Origin of the sequence: Rhizobium sp. BK289, from assembly GCF_014193575.1 — a bacterium.
Taxonomy (GTDB): domain Bacteria; phylum Pseudomonadota; class Alphaproteobacteria; order Rhizobiales; family Rhizobiaceae; genus Rhizobium; species Rhizobium tropici_C.
In genome coordinates, this window is record NZ_JACHZO010000008.1 from 65,363 (window position 1) to 81,910 (window position 16,548).

At 60.0% G+C, this 16,548-nt stretch carries 16 protein-coding genes and 1 pseudogene; 12 read left to right on the forward strand and 5 right to left on the reverse strand.

What is annotated here, in order from left to right:
• The first annotated feature begins 71 nt into the window (after positions 1 to 71).
• Complete coding sequence (locus tag FHT84_RS16830) at positions 72 to 1,652, forward strand: Ppx/GppA phosphatase family protein (RefSeq protein ID WP_112344361.1); 1,581 nt, start codon at positions 72 to 74, stop codon at positions 1,650 to 1,652.
• A complete protein-coding gene (locus FHT84_RS16835) occupies positions 1,649 to 2,386 on the forward strand; it encodes an RlmE family RNA methyltransferase (RefSeq protein WP_112344362.1) in 738 nt (245 codons plus the stop codon). The genes FHT84_RS16830 and FHT84_RS16835 overlap by 4 nt, the downstream gene beginning before the upstream one ends.
• 80 nt (positions 2,387 to 2,466) lie before the next feature.
• On the opposite strand, the gene FHT84_RS16840 is transcribed toward FHT84_RS16835, so the two are convergent.
• A complete protein-coding gene (locus FHT84_RS16840; RefSeq protein ID WP_113250974.1) occupies positions 2,467 to 3,897 on the reverse strand; it encodes an MFS transporter in 1,431 nt (476 codons plus the stop codon).
• 444 nt (positions 3,898 to 4,341) lie between these two features.
• Here FHT84_RS16840 and FHT84_RS16845 point away from each other — a divergent pair, with 444 nt between their 5' ends.
• Complete coding sequence (locus FHT84_RS16845; RefSeq protein ID WP_112344364.1) at positions 4,342 to 5,214, forward strand: MBL fold metallo-hydrolase; 873 nt, start codon at positions 4,342 to 4,344, stop codon at positions 5,212 to 5,214.
• Between the two features lie 175 nt (positions 5,215 to 5,389).
• On the opposite strand, the gene FHT84_RS16850 is transcribed toward FHT84_RS16845, so the two are convergent.
• Entirely contained in the window at positions 5,390 to 6,319 is a 930-nt protein-coding gene (locus tag FHT84_RS16850; protein ID WP_112344415.1) for a LysR family transcriptional regulator, read from the reverse strand.
• 130 nt (positions 6,320 to 6,449) lie between these two features.
• On the opposite strand from FHT84_RS16850, the gene FHT84_RS16855 reads away from it, so the two are divergent.
• Together FHT84_RS16855 and FHT84_RS16860 are read left to right on the forward strand one after the other, a co-directional pair.
• The gene (locus FHT84_RS16855; RefSeq protein WP_112344416.1) at positions 6,450 to 7,892 is read left to right on the forward strand and encodes an MFS transporter; all 1,443 of its coding nucleotides are present in this window, start codon (positions 6,450 to 6,452) and stop codon (positions 7,890 to 7,892) included.
• A gap of 42 nt (positions 7,893 to 7,934) precedes the next feature.
• Positions 7,935 to 8,207, forward strand: a pseudogene (locus FHT84_RS16860) (MBL fold metallo-hydrolase); the annotation flags it as partial.
• 53 nt (positions 8,208 to 8,260) lie between these two features.
• Here the strand turns inward: FHT84_RS16860 and plsY are convergent.
• Complete coding sequence (gene plsY / locus FHT84_RS16865; RefSeq protein ID WP_112344365.1) at positions 8,261 to 8,926, reverse strand: glycerol-3-phosphate 1-O-acyltransferase PlsY; 666 nt, start codon at positions 8,924 to 8,926, stop codon at positions 8,261 to 8,263.
• Between the two features lie 15 nt (positions 8,927 to 8,941).
• Positions 8,942 to 9,313, reverse strand: coding sequence for an NIPSNAP family protein (locus FHT84_RS16870; RefSeq protein WP_112344366.1), 372 nt, complete (start codon positions 9,311 to 9,313; stop codon positions 8,942 to 8,944).
• Between the two features lie 367 nt (positions 9,314 to 9,680).
• Between FHT84_RS16870 and guaB the strand changes: the two genes are divergently transcribed.
• The 5 genes from guaB to FHT84_RS16895 all read left to right on the forward strand — a co-directional run bounded on the left by guaB (position 9,681) and on the right by FHT84_RS16895 (position 14,193).
• The gene (guaB, locus tag FHT84_RS16875) at positions 9,681 to 11,165 is read left to right on the forward strand and encodes an IMP dehydrogenase (RefSeq protein WP_112344367.1); all 1,485 of its coding nucleotides are present in this window, start codon (positions 9,681 to 9,683) and stop codon (positions 11,163 to 11,165) included.
• A 125-nt stretch (positions 11,166 to 11,290) separates the two neighbouring features.
• Positions 11,291 to 11,863 (forward strand): hypothetical protein, encoded by a 573-nt coding sequence (locus FHT84_RS16880; RefSeq protein WP_112344368.1) that lies wholly within the window; start codon positions 11,291 to 11,293, stop codon positions 11,861 to 11,863.
• A gap of 42 nt (positions 11,864 to 11,905) precedes the next feature.
• Positions 11,906 to 12,328, forward strand: a complete 423-nt coding sequence (locus FHT84_RS16885; protein WP_112344369.1) for an MAPEG family protein — start codon at positions 11,906 to 11,908, stop codon at positions 12,326 to 12,328.
• Positions 12,329 to 12,472: 144 nt separating this feature from the next.
• On the forward strand, positions 12,473 to 13,354 hold the full coding sequence (locus FHT84_RS16890) for a dienelactone hydrolase family protein (RefSeq protein WP_112344370.1): 882 nt from the start codon (positions 12,473 to 12,475) through the stop codon (positions 13,352 to 13,354).
• Between the two features lie 206 nt (positions 13,355 to 13,560).
• Positions 13,561 to 14,193 (forward strand): TetR/AcrR family transcriptional regulator, encoded by a 633-nt coding sequence (locus tag FHT84_RS16895; RefSeq protein WP_112344371.1) that lies wholly within the window; start codon positions 13,561 to 13,563, stop codon positions 14,191 to 14,193.
• 36 nt (positions 14,194 to 14,229) lie between these two features.
• Here the strand turns inward: FHT84_RS16895 and FHT84_RS16900 are convergent, their stop codons facing one another.
• Positions 14,230 to 15,183 carry a LysR substrate-binding domain-containing protein gene (locus FHT84_RS16900; RefSeq protein ID WP_112344372.1) on the reverse strand — a complete coding sequence of 318 codons (954 nt, stop codon included), beginning with the start codon at positions 15,181 to 15,183 and terminating at the stop codon, positions 14,230 to 14,232.
• Between the two features lie 200 nt (positions 15,184 to 15,383).
• Between FHT84_RS16900 and FHT84_RS16905 the strand changes: the two genes are divergently transcribed.
• Both FHT84_RS16905 and FHT84_RS16910 read left to right on the forward strand, forming a co-directional pair.
• Positions 15,384 to 15,680: a DUF1127 domain-containing protein gene (locus FHT84_RS16905; RefSeq protein WP_113251000.1), complete on the forward strand. Its 297-nt coding sequence runs from the start codon at positions 15,384 to 15,386 to the stop codon at positions 15,678 to 15,680.
• Positions 15,681 to 15,866: 186 nt separating this feature from the next.
• Complete coding sequence (locus FHT84_RS16910) at positions 15,867 to 16,448, forward strand: dienelactone hydrolase family protein (protein ID WP_113250973.1); 582 nt, start codon at positions 15,867 to 15,869, stop codon at positions 16,446 to 16,448.
• Positions 16,449 to 16,548 lie beyond the last annotated feature (100 nt).

The following is a 16,548-nucleotide window of genomic DNA, read 5'->3' on the forward strand; positions in this document are numbered from 1 at the left end:
CTGCCCAACGAAAATCGAACGAGCGCCTGCAGCATGCCCTAGGGCCTTGCGCGGCGCGGTGGAAAAGATACGTGAGTGACCCCGACAGCGGCCTAGCGCCGCAGGCAGACGGGGCGTCGGTAGCAGAGCGCAGGAAGGGTAAATCCTCCCGGCGTGCGAAGCGTAAGCGCAGCCATGGCCGCCCGAACGCTCATTCTGCGAAAGCCAGCCAGGCAGGCAAGTCCAGCCAGGCGGCGCAACGCCCAGCAGAGGATGACGCCGGCTCGCCGGCCAGAAAACGCAAGCGTCGGCGCCGTGCGCGCGGCGCAGCCCATGGTGGCGCGCAATCCGCTTCCCAAACACAACAGCAGTTTTCATCCGCGCCGGAACACCGTGCGGCAGCGGATCACGGCCATCCCTCATCGCACAAGAGCGGCAAGAATCGCCGCAAGCACCGCAGCAAGCGCGGCCTGCAGGGCCGGCCATTGGCGCATGAGAAGACGGCGCAGATCGTCGCTCCCGCGAACATGCCGGCAAACGCCCACGCTCCGGCCCATGACGATCATCGCCAGAGCCGGCAATCGCCGCCGCGGCGCGAAGGCCAGGGGCAGCATCATTTTACCGAGGCTGATTCCCGGCCGCTCGATCTCTATGCCGCCCTCGATCTCGGCACCAACAATTGCCGCCTGCTGATCGCGCAGCCGACCCGTCCGGGGCAGTTCCGGGTGGTCGACGCGTTCTCCCGAATCGTGCGCCTCGGGGAAGGGCTCGGCGCCAGCGGACGCCTTTCGAGCGATGCCATGGATCGGGCTGTGGAGGCGCTGCGCATCTGCGCGGCCAAGCTGAAGGCCCGCGAAATCCGCCGCATGAGGTTGATCGCGACCGAAGCCTGCCGCGCTGCTGACAATGGCGAGGCATTCCTTGCGCGCGTGACCGAAGAGACCGGATTGCAGCTCGAAATCATCGACCGCGAGACCGAGGCGCGGCTTGCCGTCTCGGGCTGCTCGTCGCTTGTGGGACCCGAGGCGCGCTCCGTCGTGCTGTTCGATATCGGCGGCGGCTCTTCCGAGATTGCCGTCATCCGCATCGGCGAGAATCGCTCCAGCCGGCTTGCCAATCACATCACTCATTGGACTTCGCTGCCCGTCGGCGTCGTGACGCTCTCCGAGCGACATGGTGGACGCGACGTGACGCCGGAGCTGTTCGAGACGATGGTGTGCGAAGTCCAGCGTATGCTCGAGCGTTTCGATTGTCCGCCGGTGCAGGGTGCCGCACGCGACAGCGGCGACTTCCATCTGATCGGGACTTCCGGCACGGTGACGACGCTTGCCGGCGTTCATCTCGATCTGCCGCGCTACGATCGTCGCCGGGTCGACGGCGTCTGGCTTTCGGATGACGAAGTGAGCGCGATGCAGGCGAAGCTCTTGTCCTGGGATTTTGCCGGCCGCGCCGCCAATCCCTGCATCGGGCCGGATCGCGCCGATCTGGTCCTCGCCGGCTGTGCCATTCTGGAGGCGATCCGCCGCCGCTGGCCGAGCCCGCGCATGCGCGTTGCCGACCGCGGCCTGCGCGAGGGACTGCTGACCGACATGATGGCAGACGACGGCGTGTGGCGGCGAGGCCGCTCGCGCCGAGGTCATCGACCGAGGGATATGAAGGGGCCGCAGACGTGACCAAGCCAACTATCGCCGGCAACCGGACGGGCCGCAAGCTCGGCCAGCGCGTCAAGAAGAAGAAACTGAAGGCCTCCTCGCGGCAATGGCTGCAGCGCCATATCAACGATCCCTATGTGCAGCGCGCCCAGCTTGAAGGCTATCGCGCCCGCGCCGCTTTCAAGCTGCTGGAGATCGACGAGAAGCATCAGATCCTGAAAGGTGCGCGCCGCATCATCGACCTGGGTGCGGCACCCGGCAGCTGGTCGCAGATCGCGGCCAAGGTGACCGCATCGACCGAAGAGGATATCCGCGTCGCCGCCATTGATTTTCTTGAGATGGCGCCGATCCCCGGCGTCAGCATCCTGCAGCTCGATTTCCTTGATTCGACGGCGCCGCAAAGGCTGATCGATGCCGTCGGCGGCACGCCGGATCTCGTGATATCCGATATGGCGGCGCCGACGACGGGCCATCACCGCACCGACCATCTGCGGACCATGCATCTCTGCGAAGTGGCGGCGCATTTCGCCGTCGAGGTGCTGGCCGAAGGCGGACATTTCCTTGCCAAGACCTTCCAGGGCGGCACGGAGCGCGATCTGCTGACTTTCCTCAAGCAGAATTTCCGTCAGGTCATCCATGTGAAGCCCGGCGCATCCAGAGCCGAGTCGGTGGAAATGTTCCTGCTAGCGAAAGGCTTCAAGGGACGCAAGCCGGAAGGTGAGAGGGAAGAAGAGGAATCCGTCGCCGATCGCTAGATCCGACTATCCTCAATCGCTAAACTGACGAAACCCTCGCTGCGCTGCCGCTTGGCTGAAGCACGATAAGGGCCGCATCATCACTTTGCGGCCGTCTGTTCCACCTGCGGCTGCAGCGTTGCGACGCGCTTCAGGCCGGCCTTGTGGCCGGAAACCATGGCGCCGGCGCTGCGATCCATCCGGATGAAGGGGATGGTTGCAAGCACGGTCAGCACCGAGATGCAGAAGAAGGCGATATGGAAATCGCGCACCTGCAGTTGCGTGCCGCTGAAGAAGGTGGAGGCCTCCAGGATCATGGCGGCGACGGCGACGCCAAGCGCCAGGCTGATCTGCTGCATGACGGAGCTCATCGATGTTGCCTGGCTCGCCTGCCTGTCGCTGATATCGGCAAAGGCAAGCGCATTGACGCCGGTGAAGAAGAACGAGCGCGAGAAGCCGCCGATCAGCAAGATGCCGATGATGATGAGGTGCGACGTCCAGGGCTGGAAAAAGCCGGTGCAGATCGTGGTGATAGTCGTGATCGCAGCGGCCGAAAGCAGCGCCGTCTTGAAGCCGACAGCGGTAAAGACCCGGCGTGCGATGAACTTCGTCGAAATCGCGCCGATCGCGCCGGCAAAAGTGATTAGGCCGGATTGGAATGGATTGAGGCCGAAGCCGAGCTGCAGCATCAAGGGTGTCAGGAAGGGCATGGCGCCGATGCAGATGCGAAACAGCGTGCCGCCGGTGACCGAGGCGCGGAAGGTGATATTCTTCAGCAGCGACAGGTCGAGGATCGGTGCCGGGTGGCGGCGGGCATGGCCGACATAAAGAACGCCGCAGACAAAGCCGATGACGATGGCGGAGATGCCGATATAAGGCGGCAGCGCCGGCAGGCTGATGACGGACATGCCGAAGACGACGCCGGATGCGGCGAAGGATGTCAAAAGGAAGCCGATGACATCGAGCTTCGGCGGCTTGGTCGCTTTCACCTCAGGCAGGAAGATTGAAGCCAAGATCACGCCGAGGACGCCGACGGGCACGTTGATCAGGAAGATCCAGTGCCAGGAGGCATAGGTGGTGATGAAGCCGCCAAGCGGCGGGCCGGCAAGCGGGCCGACGAGCGCGGGAATCGAAAGCAGTGCCATGGCGGAAACCAGGTCGCTTTTCTGCGTGGTGCGCACCAGCACGAGGCGCCCGACCGGCGTCATCATCGACCCGCCGACGCCCTGCAGGAAGCGGGCGAAGACGAATTCGAGCAGGCCGCCCGAAAAGGCGCACATGATGGAACCGATGACAAAGACGCAGATTGCGATGCGGAAGATGTTTTTCGCGCCGAAGCGATCCGCCATCCAGCCGCTGATCGGGATGAACACGGCGAGCGACACCATGTAGGAGGTCAGCGCCAGCTTCAGCGTGATCGGCCCGACATGGAGATCGTTGGCGATGGCCGGCAGCGCTGTCGCGATGACGGTGGAATCCATCTGTTCCATGAAGAGTGCGACGGCGAGGATCAATGGAACGATGCGATTCATAGGCATCTGCCTTGATGGGTCTGTCTTCGGGAAGGCTGTCGCCCACTGCATAATTCCTTAAAATCGGAATCGATTTAAGGAATTATGCAGCAGATTGAAGGTGCTACAGCGCCTGGCGCCTCACATGCGACGCGCGGTGCTGTAGTGCGATCAGCCGCTCTGTAGTCCTATGCGAGGCTGCTGCCAATCCCGGATATTGCTCCATGAATGCTTGGGGTCACGTCTTCGTGATAGCCGCCGTCGCATGCCGCGGAACGCAGGATTTGACATATGCTGAGAGCATGTAAATGCTAAACGCATAAAACGTCGTCGGTGTATTAGCGGAATTGGATTGTCTTGTCATGACGAAAATTTTGGCCGGACAGAATGATCTCCCGAACCGTTGCTGCCGGCGGCGGCGATAGGCGTGGCTTACGCCGCGCATCAGCAGAAGGAGTGAAAATCATGACTGCCGTCCCGCCCCCAGACACGCATCAGTTCAAATTGGGATCCTGTACCATCACTGTCGTCAAGGACGGCGCCAGCATCATGGACAATCCCTGGGAGACTTTCGGCACAAACCAGACGCCCGATACGGTTCGCAAGCTGCTGGAGCAGAATTTCCTGCCGACGGAAAAGCTTGTGAACAGCTATGCGCCCGCCATCATCGATACCGGCTCCGACGTGATCGTCGTCGATACCGGCTTTGGTGCGGCTGGACGCGCGCGTGGCCTCGGTCGCTTTCGCGAGGGGCTGAAGGCCGTCGGCTACAGGCCGGAACAGGTTACCGTCGTTGCGCTGACGCATCTGCACGGCGATCATATCAACGGATTGATGGAGGAGGATGGCCCGGCCTTTCCAAACGCTCGCTACGTTGCCGGCGAGATCGAGTATGGGTTCTGGACCGACAAGGCGCGCGAGGGAACGCCGGCGGAAGGCGGGCATAAGGCTGTGCTTGCCAATGTCGTGCCCTTCGCCGAGAAGATGACCTTCCTTAGGGATGGCGACCAGATCGTCAGCGGCATGACCGCCATGCTGGCGCCCGGCCACACGCCCGGCCATCTCGTTTTCCATCTGGAATCCGACGGCAGGCAGCTCGTCATGACCGGCGACACCGCCAACCACTATGTCCTGTCGCTCGGCCGCCCGGACTGGGACGTGCGTTTTGATCTGGACAAGCCGCAGGCGGCAAAGACACGCCGCCGCATCTTCGACATGATCGCCGCCGACCGCATCCCCTTCCTCGGCTTCCACATGCCTTTCCCCGCCGTCGGCTTCGTGGAGAAGCAGCCGGAAGGTTTTCGCTATATTCCGAAAAGCTATCAGTTCGACGTTTGAGGGCGAACTCAAGGAAGATTGAGGTCTGTTTTCAAAGTGAGATCGCAAGGCTGATCAGCGACAAAAATGCGGATGGCTTCTGCCGCGAAAGTCGGTGGCTCAAATCGAGTTTTCGAGAGCAAGTTCGCGACAGAATCGTTCCCGACGTCTAATTATGGATAGCTTATCGCTGACCTTAGGAGTTTCGCTTCAGCTCCGCCGCTGCTTCGAAAGCATTCGGTCGTGCTGCGAGATGCTCGGCCACGAAGTCCACAAATGCCCGGACCTTTGGGGACAGTTGGCGATTGGACGGCCAGACGAGCGACAAAGAGCCAAACGGGACCATATGTGAGGTGAGCACGGGAACAAGCAATCTTGCGCGGATGTGAGCCGCCGCGACATAGATGGGCAGGTGAGCGATCCCCAAGCCGTCCAACGCCGCCCGTAAGCTCGCGTCTGTATTGTTAAAGATCAGGCTCCTGGGCAAGATCAGCTTTTCGCTTGAAGGAGCAAAGGCCCAGGGCGCCAGCCGGCCGCTTGTGGGATATTTAAAATGGATGCACGCATGTAAAGCAAGGTCGGCCGGCGTCGTCGGAAGAATGTGGCGATCGAAATAGGCAGGGCTTCCGCAAACAACAAAATGCTGCTCCCCGAGATGTCGGGCAATCAAGCGGGTATCGGCAAGTTCGCCGCTACGAACAGCGACATCCACCCCTTCACTCACCAGGTCGGTGACGTGGTCTTCAAAGTCGATATCCAGCTCGATCTCGGGATACCGTGCGACGAAGGCCGGCAGCAGGGGCATCAAGAGGTGATGACCGACGATGTGCGGGACACTGATGCGCAGGCGCCCTTTTGGGCGCTTCCGGCTTTCTATAAGGCTAGTCTCCGCATCTTCGAGGTCATCGATGATACGCTTGCAGCGCTCGTAGAACGCTGAACCTTCCTCTGTCAGGCTGATGTTGCGCGTTGTCCTGTTGAACAGCCTGACGCCAAGCCTGGCTTCGAGGCGTGCAATGGCCTTGCCGATGGCCGATGGCGAAAGGCCGGCGACGCGAGCCGCCGCCACATAGCTGCGTTGCTCGGCAGCGTGAACGAAGGCAGCAAGACTGCTGAAGCTATCCATAGCGACACCCATTAAAGACATATTGTCGTTAATGAAAGTCTTTTTCCCGTTATTGATCAATATTCAAGACCAGATATCGTTTCTCCTACGGGAAGGCGCAACCCTGCTTCCCTTTCAGCCGGAGATACAAATGAAGTTGGTAAGAAAAGAGCCTCGCTGGGCGGGAGCCAATTCATCGCTTGCAGTGTTGCTGACAGGAAACTTTGTCACCATCCTCGATCTCTTCATCGTCAACGTGGCGCTCCCGAATATTCAACGGGACTTGCACGCCTCGAACGCCGAGTTGCAGATGATCATGGTGGCCTACAGCGTCTCCTATGGCGCGATGCTGCTCAATGGCGCCCGGTTGGGCGATCTCTACGGCCGACGGCGGCTGTTCCTTTATGGCATGGCCATCTTTGCGGGGGCCTCCTTACTGTGTGGCCTCGCTTCATCACCCTGGAACCTGATCGCCGCGCGGGCATTGCAGGGCATTGGCGCGGCGCTGCTGATGCCGCAGGTCTATGCGTCGCTGCGATTGCTGTTCGACGGAGAGAAGCGCCGCTGGGCGTTCGGCGTAATGGGGAGTGTACAGGGTGCTGCCGGCGTAGCCTCGCAAGTGCTCGGCGGTGGCTTGATGGCGCTCGATATTGGCGGCCTTGGCTGGCGCCTGATCTTTTTTGTCAATCTGCCGGTCGCCGCCTACGCCATCATTGCCGGGAAGTGGTTCATCGTTGAAACCAGAGAAGCTGTATCGGCGAGGCTTGATGTGTTCGGGGCATTCCTGGGTGCCTCTGCCCTCACGGCAATCCTCCTGCCAGCGATGATAGGGCGAGAGCAGCATTGGCCTTGGTGGACGATCATCGGTCTGTTGTCATCTGTGCCTTTGTTCGCAACCTTTATCGTGTATGAAAACCGCTTGACGCAGCGGGGAGGTGTCCCGATTATTGATCCGTTGCTGTTCAAGAACGACGGCTTTGCCTTCGGTATGCTGGCATCGTTTCTGTTTTTCTCTGCGATCAGCTCTTTCTCGCTGTCGCTGACGATCTTTTTACAGGTCGGCCTCGGCAGGACTCCTTTACAGGCGGCGATGCTGTTTCTGCCCTCCACCATCGCTTTCTTCGCAGGCTCCCTGATGTCGGCCTTCTTGGCCAAGAGGATGGGGCATCAGACGCCAATCTTTGGCATGGCTATCTTCAGTTTGGGCTTGCTAATCGCAGTTGCTGACGGCTTTCTTGGTCGGGAGGCATCGACCCTGACTATCTCGGTGATACTGCAGGGGCTTGGGCAGGGAATTGTCATTCCGCTTTTGCTCAACATGGTTCTGAGCACCATTGCCGATTCGGAGGTCGGAATGGCGTCTGGCATCTTCAGCACCATACAGACAACGGGTTCGGCGTTCGGACTGACGATTGTCGGCATCATCTTGTTCGGTATTATTGACGAGAGCGGCGTGGAGGCAAATTCAGCGGTACCGGCCGCCGGTGGCTACGGGGCGGCATTCGCAGTCGCGACGCTTTACAATTTGGCCGCCGTCACCCTGAGCCTTGTTCTGTTCGACGCGCTACATGGACGAAGGAGATCGTCTGGATAGATCAAGAGTTTAGTTGTTTCGAAAATCCTGGTCGAAGCGTCCGTTTTCCATCTGGAATCCGGCGGCGGGCAGCTCGTCATGACCGGCGACACCGCCAACCATTATGTCCTGTCGCTCGGCCGCCCGGACTGGGACGTGCGTTTTGATCTGGACAAGTCGCAGGCGGCAAAGACACGCCGCCGCATCTTCGACATGATCGCCGCCGACCGCATCCCCTTCCTCGGCTTCCACATGCCTTTCCCCGCCGTCGGCTTCGTGGAGAAGCAGCCGGAAGGTTTTCGCTATATTCCGAAAAGCTATCAGTTCGACGTTTGAGATGAGTCAATCATGGCGAACCGGATCGCACATGCTGGATCTGCGATCCCGTTTCAGTTTTGGACCACAGCACTTCGCCCGAGACGAGGTTCCGTTCCTACAAGCAGTCGCTGAATGTTCGTGCGATGGCGCACTATCACGTAAAGGCTGCCGGCGATCACCAGCAACCGATAGGGCAATGGCTGCTCCAGGCAGCAGACCAGGGCAATCGCAGTCAAGGCTGCCAGGATTGATCCCAGAGAAACAATCCGAAAAATAGCCAACGCAACGCCAAAAACCGTCACTGCACCCAATCCCACCGGCCAGGCTATCGCCAGCAACAGGCCAAGTCCCGTTGCGACGGATTTGCCGCCTCTAAAATTCAGCCATATCGGGCGGCTATGCCCCAGCAATGCGGCAAGTCCTGCCAAACAAACAGCCCATGGAACCAAGCTTTGCTGGCTCTGCGGACCAAGCATGGTCGGCAGCGTATAGAGCCAGGGATAGAACCAACGGGCAAAGACGATTGCCGCGGCACCTTTCAGCACATCGACCAGGAGCACCACCAAGGCCGGCCATTTCCCAAGGGTCCGCAATACGTTCGTTGCGCCGGTGGACTTGGAGCCGAGTTCCCGAATATCAACGCCCTTGAGCAGTCTCCCTGCCAGATAGCCCGTGGGTATGGAGCCCAAGAGATAGGCGATCGCTAATCCTGCAACGCTTGCTATCCAGAAATCCATGAGTGTCACCTCTGTCTAAGTCTTTGCCGGTAGCACCGGCCGCAGGAAAGTTCGCTCGTAGCTGATGAATGGCGGATTCTTTCCGAAGCGTTCGTTTGCGGCAATTCCGTCCGGATCGGCTGCAACACGCTCGCGGTATTGCAGGTAGGTTGTCTCATCCGGAAATGTGAATAGTGCGACCGCTATGTCGCCGGGGCCTTCTTCACTTATGCCCGGGAAGCTCACTCCGGCCTCTGCCGGCTTGTCCCGGGGTAGGAAATAGCCGTGATGTGTTCCGCCATGGCGTTCGATGAGCTCAATCCAAATCCGGCTGTAAGCTTCGAATTCCGAAATTCTGCGATGATCGATGCGGTAGCGAACTTCGCACGTAACCGGGCTTTTGAGCATTGAAAGATCATTTCTTTAGGTCACAAGCAGGCACCAGGAATCCTGCGTCCAATCGACCGTGATACCTTATGTCATGGCGCACTCTTCCGGAATAGACTGCTCGCAATTGCTGCTCCCGCCGAAAGCGACCGACGATGACGAGGACTTTCGCCTGTGTTTGACAACGCCCGCATGGAAATCTCTGAACACCGCAGCCGAATCCCGCATTGAAGCCACGGCTTGGCATATCTGCCCCGCGCTTTTTGCTATTCCCTTCCTGTCATAGACGTGTTACCAGCCCTCGCCAACTTCCAAGCAACACTTGCAAGATCGCCCGGTAGACGATTCGTTCCGGGCTTTCCTGTTTTCACAGACGAAGGAATTGGCCATGGCACGCATTATTGAAACGTCAACCGGGTTGGATGCCCTCACATTCGACGACGTGCTCCTGCAGCCGGGACACTCCGAGGTCATGCCCGGCCAGACGAATATCGCCACCCGCATCGCCCAGGACATCGAGCTTAACCTGCCGATCCTCTCTGCCGCCATGGACACGGTGACGGAAAGCCGTCTGGCGATCGCCATGGCTCAGGCCGGCGGCATGGGTGTTATCCACCGCAACCTGACGCCGGTGCAGCAGGCCGAAGAGGTCCGCCAGGTCAAGAAGTTCGAAAGCGGCATGGTGATCAATCCGGTCACCATCGGCCCGGACGCAACGCTTGCCGAAGCGCTGAGCCTGATGAAGGCGCATGGTATTTCCGGCATCCCGGTCGTCGAAAAGTCGCATCGCCTGGTGGGCATCCTCACCAACCGCGACGTCCGCTTCGCTTCCGACCCCTCGCAGAAGATCTACGAGCTGATGACCCGCGAAAATCTGGTCACGGTCACGGAAAGCGTTCAGCAGCAGGAAGCCAAGCGCCTGCTGCACAAGCACCGCATCGAAAAGCTGCTTGTCGTTGACGCTGACAGCCGTCTGGTCGGTTTGATCACCGTCAAGGACATCGAAAAGTCGCAGCTCAACCCGAACGCTTCGAAGGATGCGCAGGGCCGCCTGCGCGCCGCTGCCGCGATCAGCGTCGGCGACGATGGTTATGAGCGCGCCGAACGCCTGATCGATGCCGGCGTCGACCTTCTGGTCGTCGATACCGCACATGGTCATTCGCAGCGCGTTCTCGATGCCGTTACCCGCGTCAAGAAGCTTTCCAACTCCGTCCGCATCATGGCCGGCAATGTCGCCACCTATGACGGCACGCGCGCGCTGATCGATGCCGGCGCGGATGCCGTCAAGGTCGGTATCGGTCCCGGCTCCATCTGCACGACCCGTATCGTCGCCGGCGTCGGCGTGCCGCAGCTTGCCGCCATCATGTCGGCCGTTCAGGCCGCGCAGGATCAGAACATCCCCGTGATCGCCGATGGCGGCATCAAGTTCTCCGGCGACCTCGCAAAGGCGATCGCCGCCGGCGCTTCCGCCGCGATGATCGGCTCGCTGCTCGCTGGCACGGATGAAAGCCCGGGCGAGGTCTATCTCTACCAGGGCCGTTCCTTCAAGGCCTATCGCGGCATGGGCTCCGTCGGCGCCATGGCGCGCGGCTCGGCAGACCGCTATTTCCAGGCCGAGGTTCGCGACACGCTGAAGCTCGTGCCGGAAGGCATCGAAGGCCAGGTTCCCTATAAGGGGCCGGTCTCTGGTGTGCTGCATCAGCTTGCAGGCGGCCTCAAGGCAGCCATGGGCTATGTTGGCGGCGCCGATCTCAAGGATTTCCAGGAACGCGCCACCTTCGTGCGCATCTCCGGCGCGGGCTTGCGCGAAAGCCACGCCCACGATGTCACGATCACCCGCGAAAGCCCGAACTATCCGGGCGCAGGCGGCTGATTGATGGCAGATCGCGCTCGGGATGATGCCAGGTCTTTACTGCATAATTCCTTAAATCGTGATCGATTTAAGGATAAAATTATGCAGCAGATTAAAAGTGCTGCAGCGACCTTTGCGTGTCACATATGACACGCGGCGCTGTAGAGGGCCTGGCGGCGGTCCTCGCGGCTCTTTCGCTGGCACTCTTCGCCTGGATCTATGCCGGCTTCGTCAGGGCATTCAGCGATGCCGCAGCCGGCCAGCAGATGCTCGACGCACGCGTCGGCGGTTATGAGCGCGACGATGTCATCGCCATGCTGCGCTATCTCAGGGATCATCCCGATCCGGCCGCCATCCTGCATTCCATGTATCTCGGGCCGGAGCTGATCTTTCCACTGGTACTGGGCGGCCTTTTGTTCTGCCTGCTGCGGCTGATCGGCCCCAGCGGTTTCTTTTTCGGCCGACCGATTCCACCAGGCGCGGCCACTGTCATTTTCTATCTGCCGATCTTTTATGCGGCCGTCGACTATGCCGAGAATATCGCCGGCCTCCTGCTTTATCCCCCTGCGATGCCATCGGACGAGACTGTGGCGCTTCTTGCAAGCGTACTGCCTGTTCTCGTCAGGCTGAAATTCCTGACGCTGGTGGTGACGGTTATTCTACTGGCCCGCTTCGCGATTTTTCGTTACCTGTCGCCGGACGGCACGCGGCCGTCCTGATTGTCCCTATCGGCTTTCGGAAATTCCAAAGGAGTTGGCGGCGTGACCGGCTATGAAATGTTTTGGCCCATGGTGGCGCATGCGGTATTGGTCTTCATCCTCTATGCTCTCCTCGGATGGCGTCGTCGCGTTCTCGTCAAGGCCGGCCGGATACAGCCTGTGAACTTTCGTGAGAACCATTCCGCCAATGAGCCGGCCGAAAGTCTGGTGGTGCGAAACAGTCTCGCCAATCAGTTCGAGCTTCCCTTGCTCTTCCACGTCTGCTGCATCCTCCTTTACACCACTCAGGCCGATAATTTGCCGGCCGTGATCCTCGCCTGGATCTTCGTCGCCACGCGCTACGCTCATGCCTTCGTGCATGTGACCAGCAACGACCTGCGTTATCGCAGCCCGCTCTTTGCTCTTGGCTTTGCGGCGCTCGTCGGCATGTGGGTCTGGCTCGCTATCTGGCTTGCCTTCTCCTGACACCGCGCGTGTCGTCGCGGTAACAACCTGCGATAACGCATTTGTGTTTTACCTTACCCTCACGTCGCCATCCGCTGACCTATCTTGTCAACGAGTGGCTGGCCGCTTCGCGTCGGCTGCCGGGGAAACAGGGAGAAGAGGACTATGAGCACGGAAAAGCCGGTCGTGACGCAGGCGATGATCAACGCCTATGACGAGTACACGCATCTGACGCTCGATCGTCGGGGTTTCATGGAAAAGCTGACCAAGCTTGCGGGTTCTGCCGGGACCGCCGCCGCGATTGCGCCGCTGCTTGCCGCCAACAAGGCGAGCGCCGAGGTCATTGCCGCCAATGACGGCAGGCTGGAGGCGAAGGATGTGACTTTTGCCGGCAGCAAGGGCGAAATGAAAGGCTATCTCGTTCGTCCGAAAGATGCGGCCGGCAAGCTCGGTGGCGTCATCGTCATCCATGAGAATCGCGGTCTCAATCCGCATATCCGCGATGTGGCCCGCCGTGTGGCGCTGGAAGGTTTCGTGGCGCTGGCGCCGGATTTCCTCTCTCCGCTCGGCGGCACGCCGGAGGATGAAGACAAGGCACGCGACATGTTCACCAATCTCGATCCAACGCTGACGGCCGCCAATGCCGAAGCGAGTCTCGCCTATCTCGCCAAGGCCGATGGCGCCAATGGCAAGGTCGGCGCTGTCGGCTTCTGCTGGGGCGGTGGTCTCGTCAATCGTTTCGCGACAATCTCGCCTGAGCTGAAGGCAGGCGTCGCCTATTACGGCGCACAGCCGCCGGCAAGCGATGTGCCCAAGATCAGGGCCGCTCTGCTCTTGCATTATGCCGGCCTCGACGATCGCATCAATGCCGGTATCGATGCCTATCGCAAGGAGCTGCAGGCGGGCGGCAAGACCTTCGAGATCTTCGTCTATGACGGCGTCAACCATGCCTTCAACAATGACACTTCGGCCGCGCGCTACGACAGGAAGGCGGCCGATCTCGCTTGGGGCAGGACGGTCGATTTTCTGAAGAAATATGTATCGTAACGACGCAAGTCATTGATAGCGGCTTGCCAGCCATCCGCGGATTACCGAGGTCGAAACCATGTTCCGGCCTCGATTTTCATAATAGCGATGGCACCTAAGTGATGATTAAAATTGGACTTTTCCCGTTTACGCGCATTGAACGCGTCTGGTGTCATAGCCTCTGCCGTGTCCAGCGTCGTTGAGTATGAAAATGAAACGGGGAAAGAATGAATCCGGACAGGCCTGACCGCGTCACGTTCCGCAAAAGGCCGCAGCAGGAGCGAAGCATTCAACGCGTCGACGCCATCCTGTCGGTCGCAGCCAGGCTGATCGCCGAAAAGGGCGTCAGTGCGATGAAGATGACCGAACTTGCCGCGGTCGCGGGAATTCCGATCGGTTCAGTCTACCAATATTTTCCGGATAAGGCCGCGATCGTCGGAGCGCTGCTTGATCGGCACTCCCGGCTGATCCAGCAAAAGGTCGGGGAAGCCTTTGCGACCGTAACATCGCTGGATCATGCCATCGACCTCGTCTGCGGCATGATCGATTGGTACTACCACGAATTCCGCAGCGATCCCGCATATCTCGGCGTCTGGCTCGGCACGGATATCGACAGGGATATCCTGAAGCTCAACATCGCGCACAGCAATCGTGTCGCCGAAATTTTCCTTGAGAGTATTCTGCCTTTCCTGCCGGCCGAAAGCCGCATCGACTTGACGGCGCGCACTCAGCTCTTCAGCCATCTGATCGGCGCATCCGTCCGCTTTGCCATCATGAGCGACAATGAGATGGCCGTGCGCATGCTCCATGAATGGAAACAGGTGATCCGCACTACTTTGCTGGCGGAGCCGGCACTGTAATCGTGACCGAAAGTGATTGGTTGGTGAGCGCTGAGATCACCAACCCGGCAGAATATGCCCGGCGCGCAGCCGCGGATAGAAGCGCGTATAGGTCTTCACCTCGCCATCGAGGTCATCGTCGACCGCAGCTGGCGTGATGTTGTCCAGGCAGGCCGAGATATGGGCGGTGATCGCGTTCATCAATGAAACGGAAAGCCCAGGACGTTTCATGATGCCGATCTGCACTGGCGGCAGCGGCGGGAAGCCATCAGCCTGAGTCAGCACCTTCATGCCAGTCCTGAGCGCCGATTCCGGCATGACCGAAACCGCCATCCCGGCGAGCACGGCTGCGGCAACGACGGTGCAGGACCAGCTGGTGAACAGGATCTGATAGTCGCGGCCGCCGGCATCGAGAGCCGAGCAGGCAAGCTGGCGCCACTGGCAGTCGCGCCGCCCGACGGCGAGCGGAATGGGCGCATCGTCGCGCAGCGGGTGATTGGCCGAGCCGACCCAGCAGAGCGGCTCCGTTCGAACCACATCGGACATGCGTTCGCGCGGATTATGGGTAACCAGTGCGATGTCGAGTTCACCGCGATGCATGCGCTCGGCGAGATCGACCGAAGGTTCGCAGACGATATAGAGCTCGACATTCGGATGCGTCTTGGCGAAGCGGCCGATGATCTCCGGCATATAGCGGTCGGCGTAATCGTCCGGCGTGCCGATGCGCAGCGTGCCTTCGAGACGATTGTCGTCGAAAGCGGCCATCGCCTCATTGTTCAGGCGAATGATGCGGCGGGCGTAGTTCAGCAGCTTTTCGCCCTCGGCCGTCAGGCGGTTGCCGCGCCCGTCCTTGATGAAAAGCTGCTTGCCGACGCGCTCTTCCAGCCGTCGCATCTGCATGGAAACGGCCGATTGCGTCTTGAACACCCGGTCGGCCGCCTTGGTGAAACTGCCGGAATCCACGATGGCGATGAAGGTCTGCAACTGATCGATATCAAGCGGCGCGGACATGAGTTCACCTATAAAGGAGTTTGATAGTTATCATTAGAAACATTCGTTGGACTGATCAATAGGGCTTTGGCATCTTCTGAATGCAATTCAGCATACCAATCGAACAGAACTCTTGTCGAACTCCTCCCGGCCTGCGCCCCTTTTCCGGATCATCGGAAAGGGGCTCTGCCGGCGTGTGCCCCAAGGAAAGGACCATGGAAATGCGCACGATAGATCGGACCCTTGACCTCGGCCCTGCAACGCCATCGCTGTCACTGACGGCACGCATGATGCTTGCTTTTGTCAATGTGGCATCCATCTGGCGCGCAATCCGAAATCGTCGGGAAATCCACTATCTCAATGAGCTGAACGATGCTCAGCTGTGGGACATCGGCCTGACAAGGCAGGATCTCGACGCTGCGCTGACCACCTCGACCTTCTTCGAGGATCCGTCCAGCCATCTGACCAATTCCGCGCGTCGCTGCACGCGCCCCTCCGCCTTCAGCTTTCGCGGCTGATATCGGACAAAAGTTTCCCCGCAGGGTGATAGCCAATAAGCCCTGCCTCTTTCCCGGTGTTCGGCCCAAGGCCAACACCGGGTTTTTTCGTTTATGACCGTCCTTTCGCAATGGATCATACCCGGGCAAGTTGCCTCCGGTGGCAACTGTCTTATGTTCATGTGATCCGACAGCAGGGATTCGGCGATGGCAACGGTGATCTTCTTCCACTCTGTCTACGGCTTGCGCTCGCTTGAGCATGAGGCGGTGGAGCGCGTGCAGGCCGCGGGGCACAAGGCTTTCGCGCCGGATCTCTATGATGGGCTGATCGCCCGATCGATCGATGAGGGCTTTGAGTTCAAGGAGGAGATCGGCTGGCCGACGATCTGCGAGCGCGCAGAATGGGCGCTGGCCGGTTTACCCGCCTCGACCGTGCTTGCAGGTTTCTCGATGGGCGCCGCCGTCGCTGCAAGCCTCTGGCCGAAGCGGGAGAAGACCGCCGGCATCCTTTTCCTGCATGGCATTGCCTCCATCGCCGACAATGCCCGCAAGGGCCTACCGTTACAGCTTCATCTGGCCGATCCCGATCCGTTCGAACCAGAGGAAGAGGTTGCAAGCTGGCGGCAGGCCGTCACCAAGTCCGGCGTCGCGGCGGAGATCTTCCCGTATCCGGGTGGGGGCGGCCACCTCTACACCGATGCCAGCCTGCCAGATTATAACGCCCAGGCCGCCGATCTCACCTGGAAGCGTGTCATCGATTTCCTTGATGCCATCGACGCCAAGGGTTGAACTTGCTCCTGACTTTGCGCGCCGGCCTTGAACTGAAGCTGCCGGTCGCCTAGTTTATGGGCATCCGCAATACCAACAGGATGTGTGCAGCAATGGATTC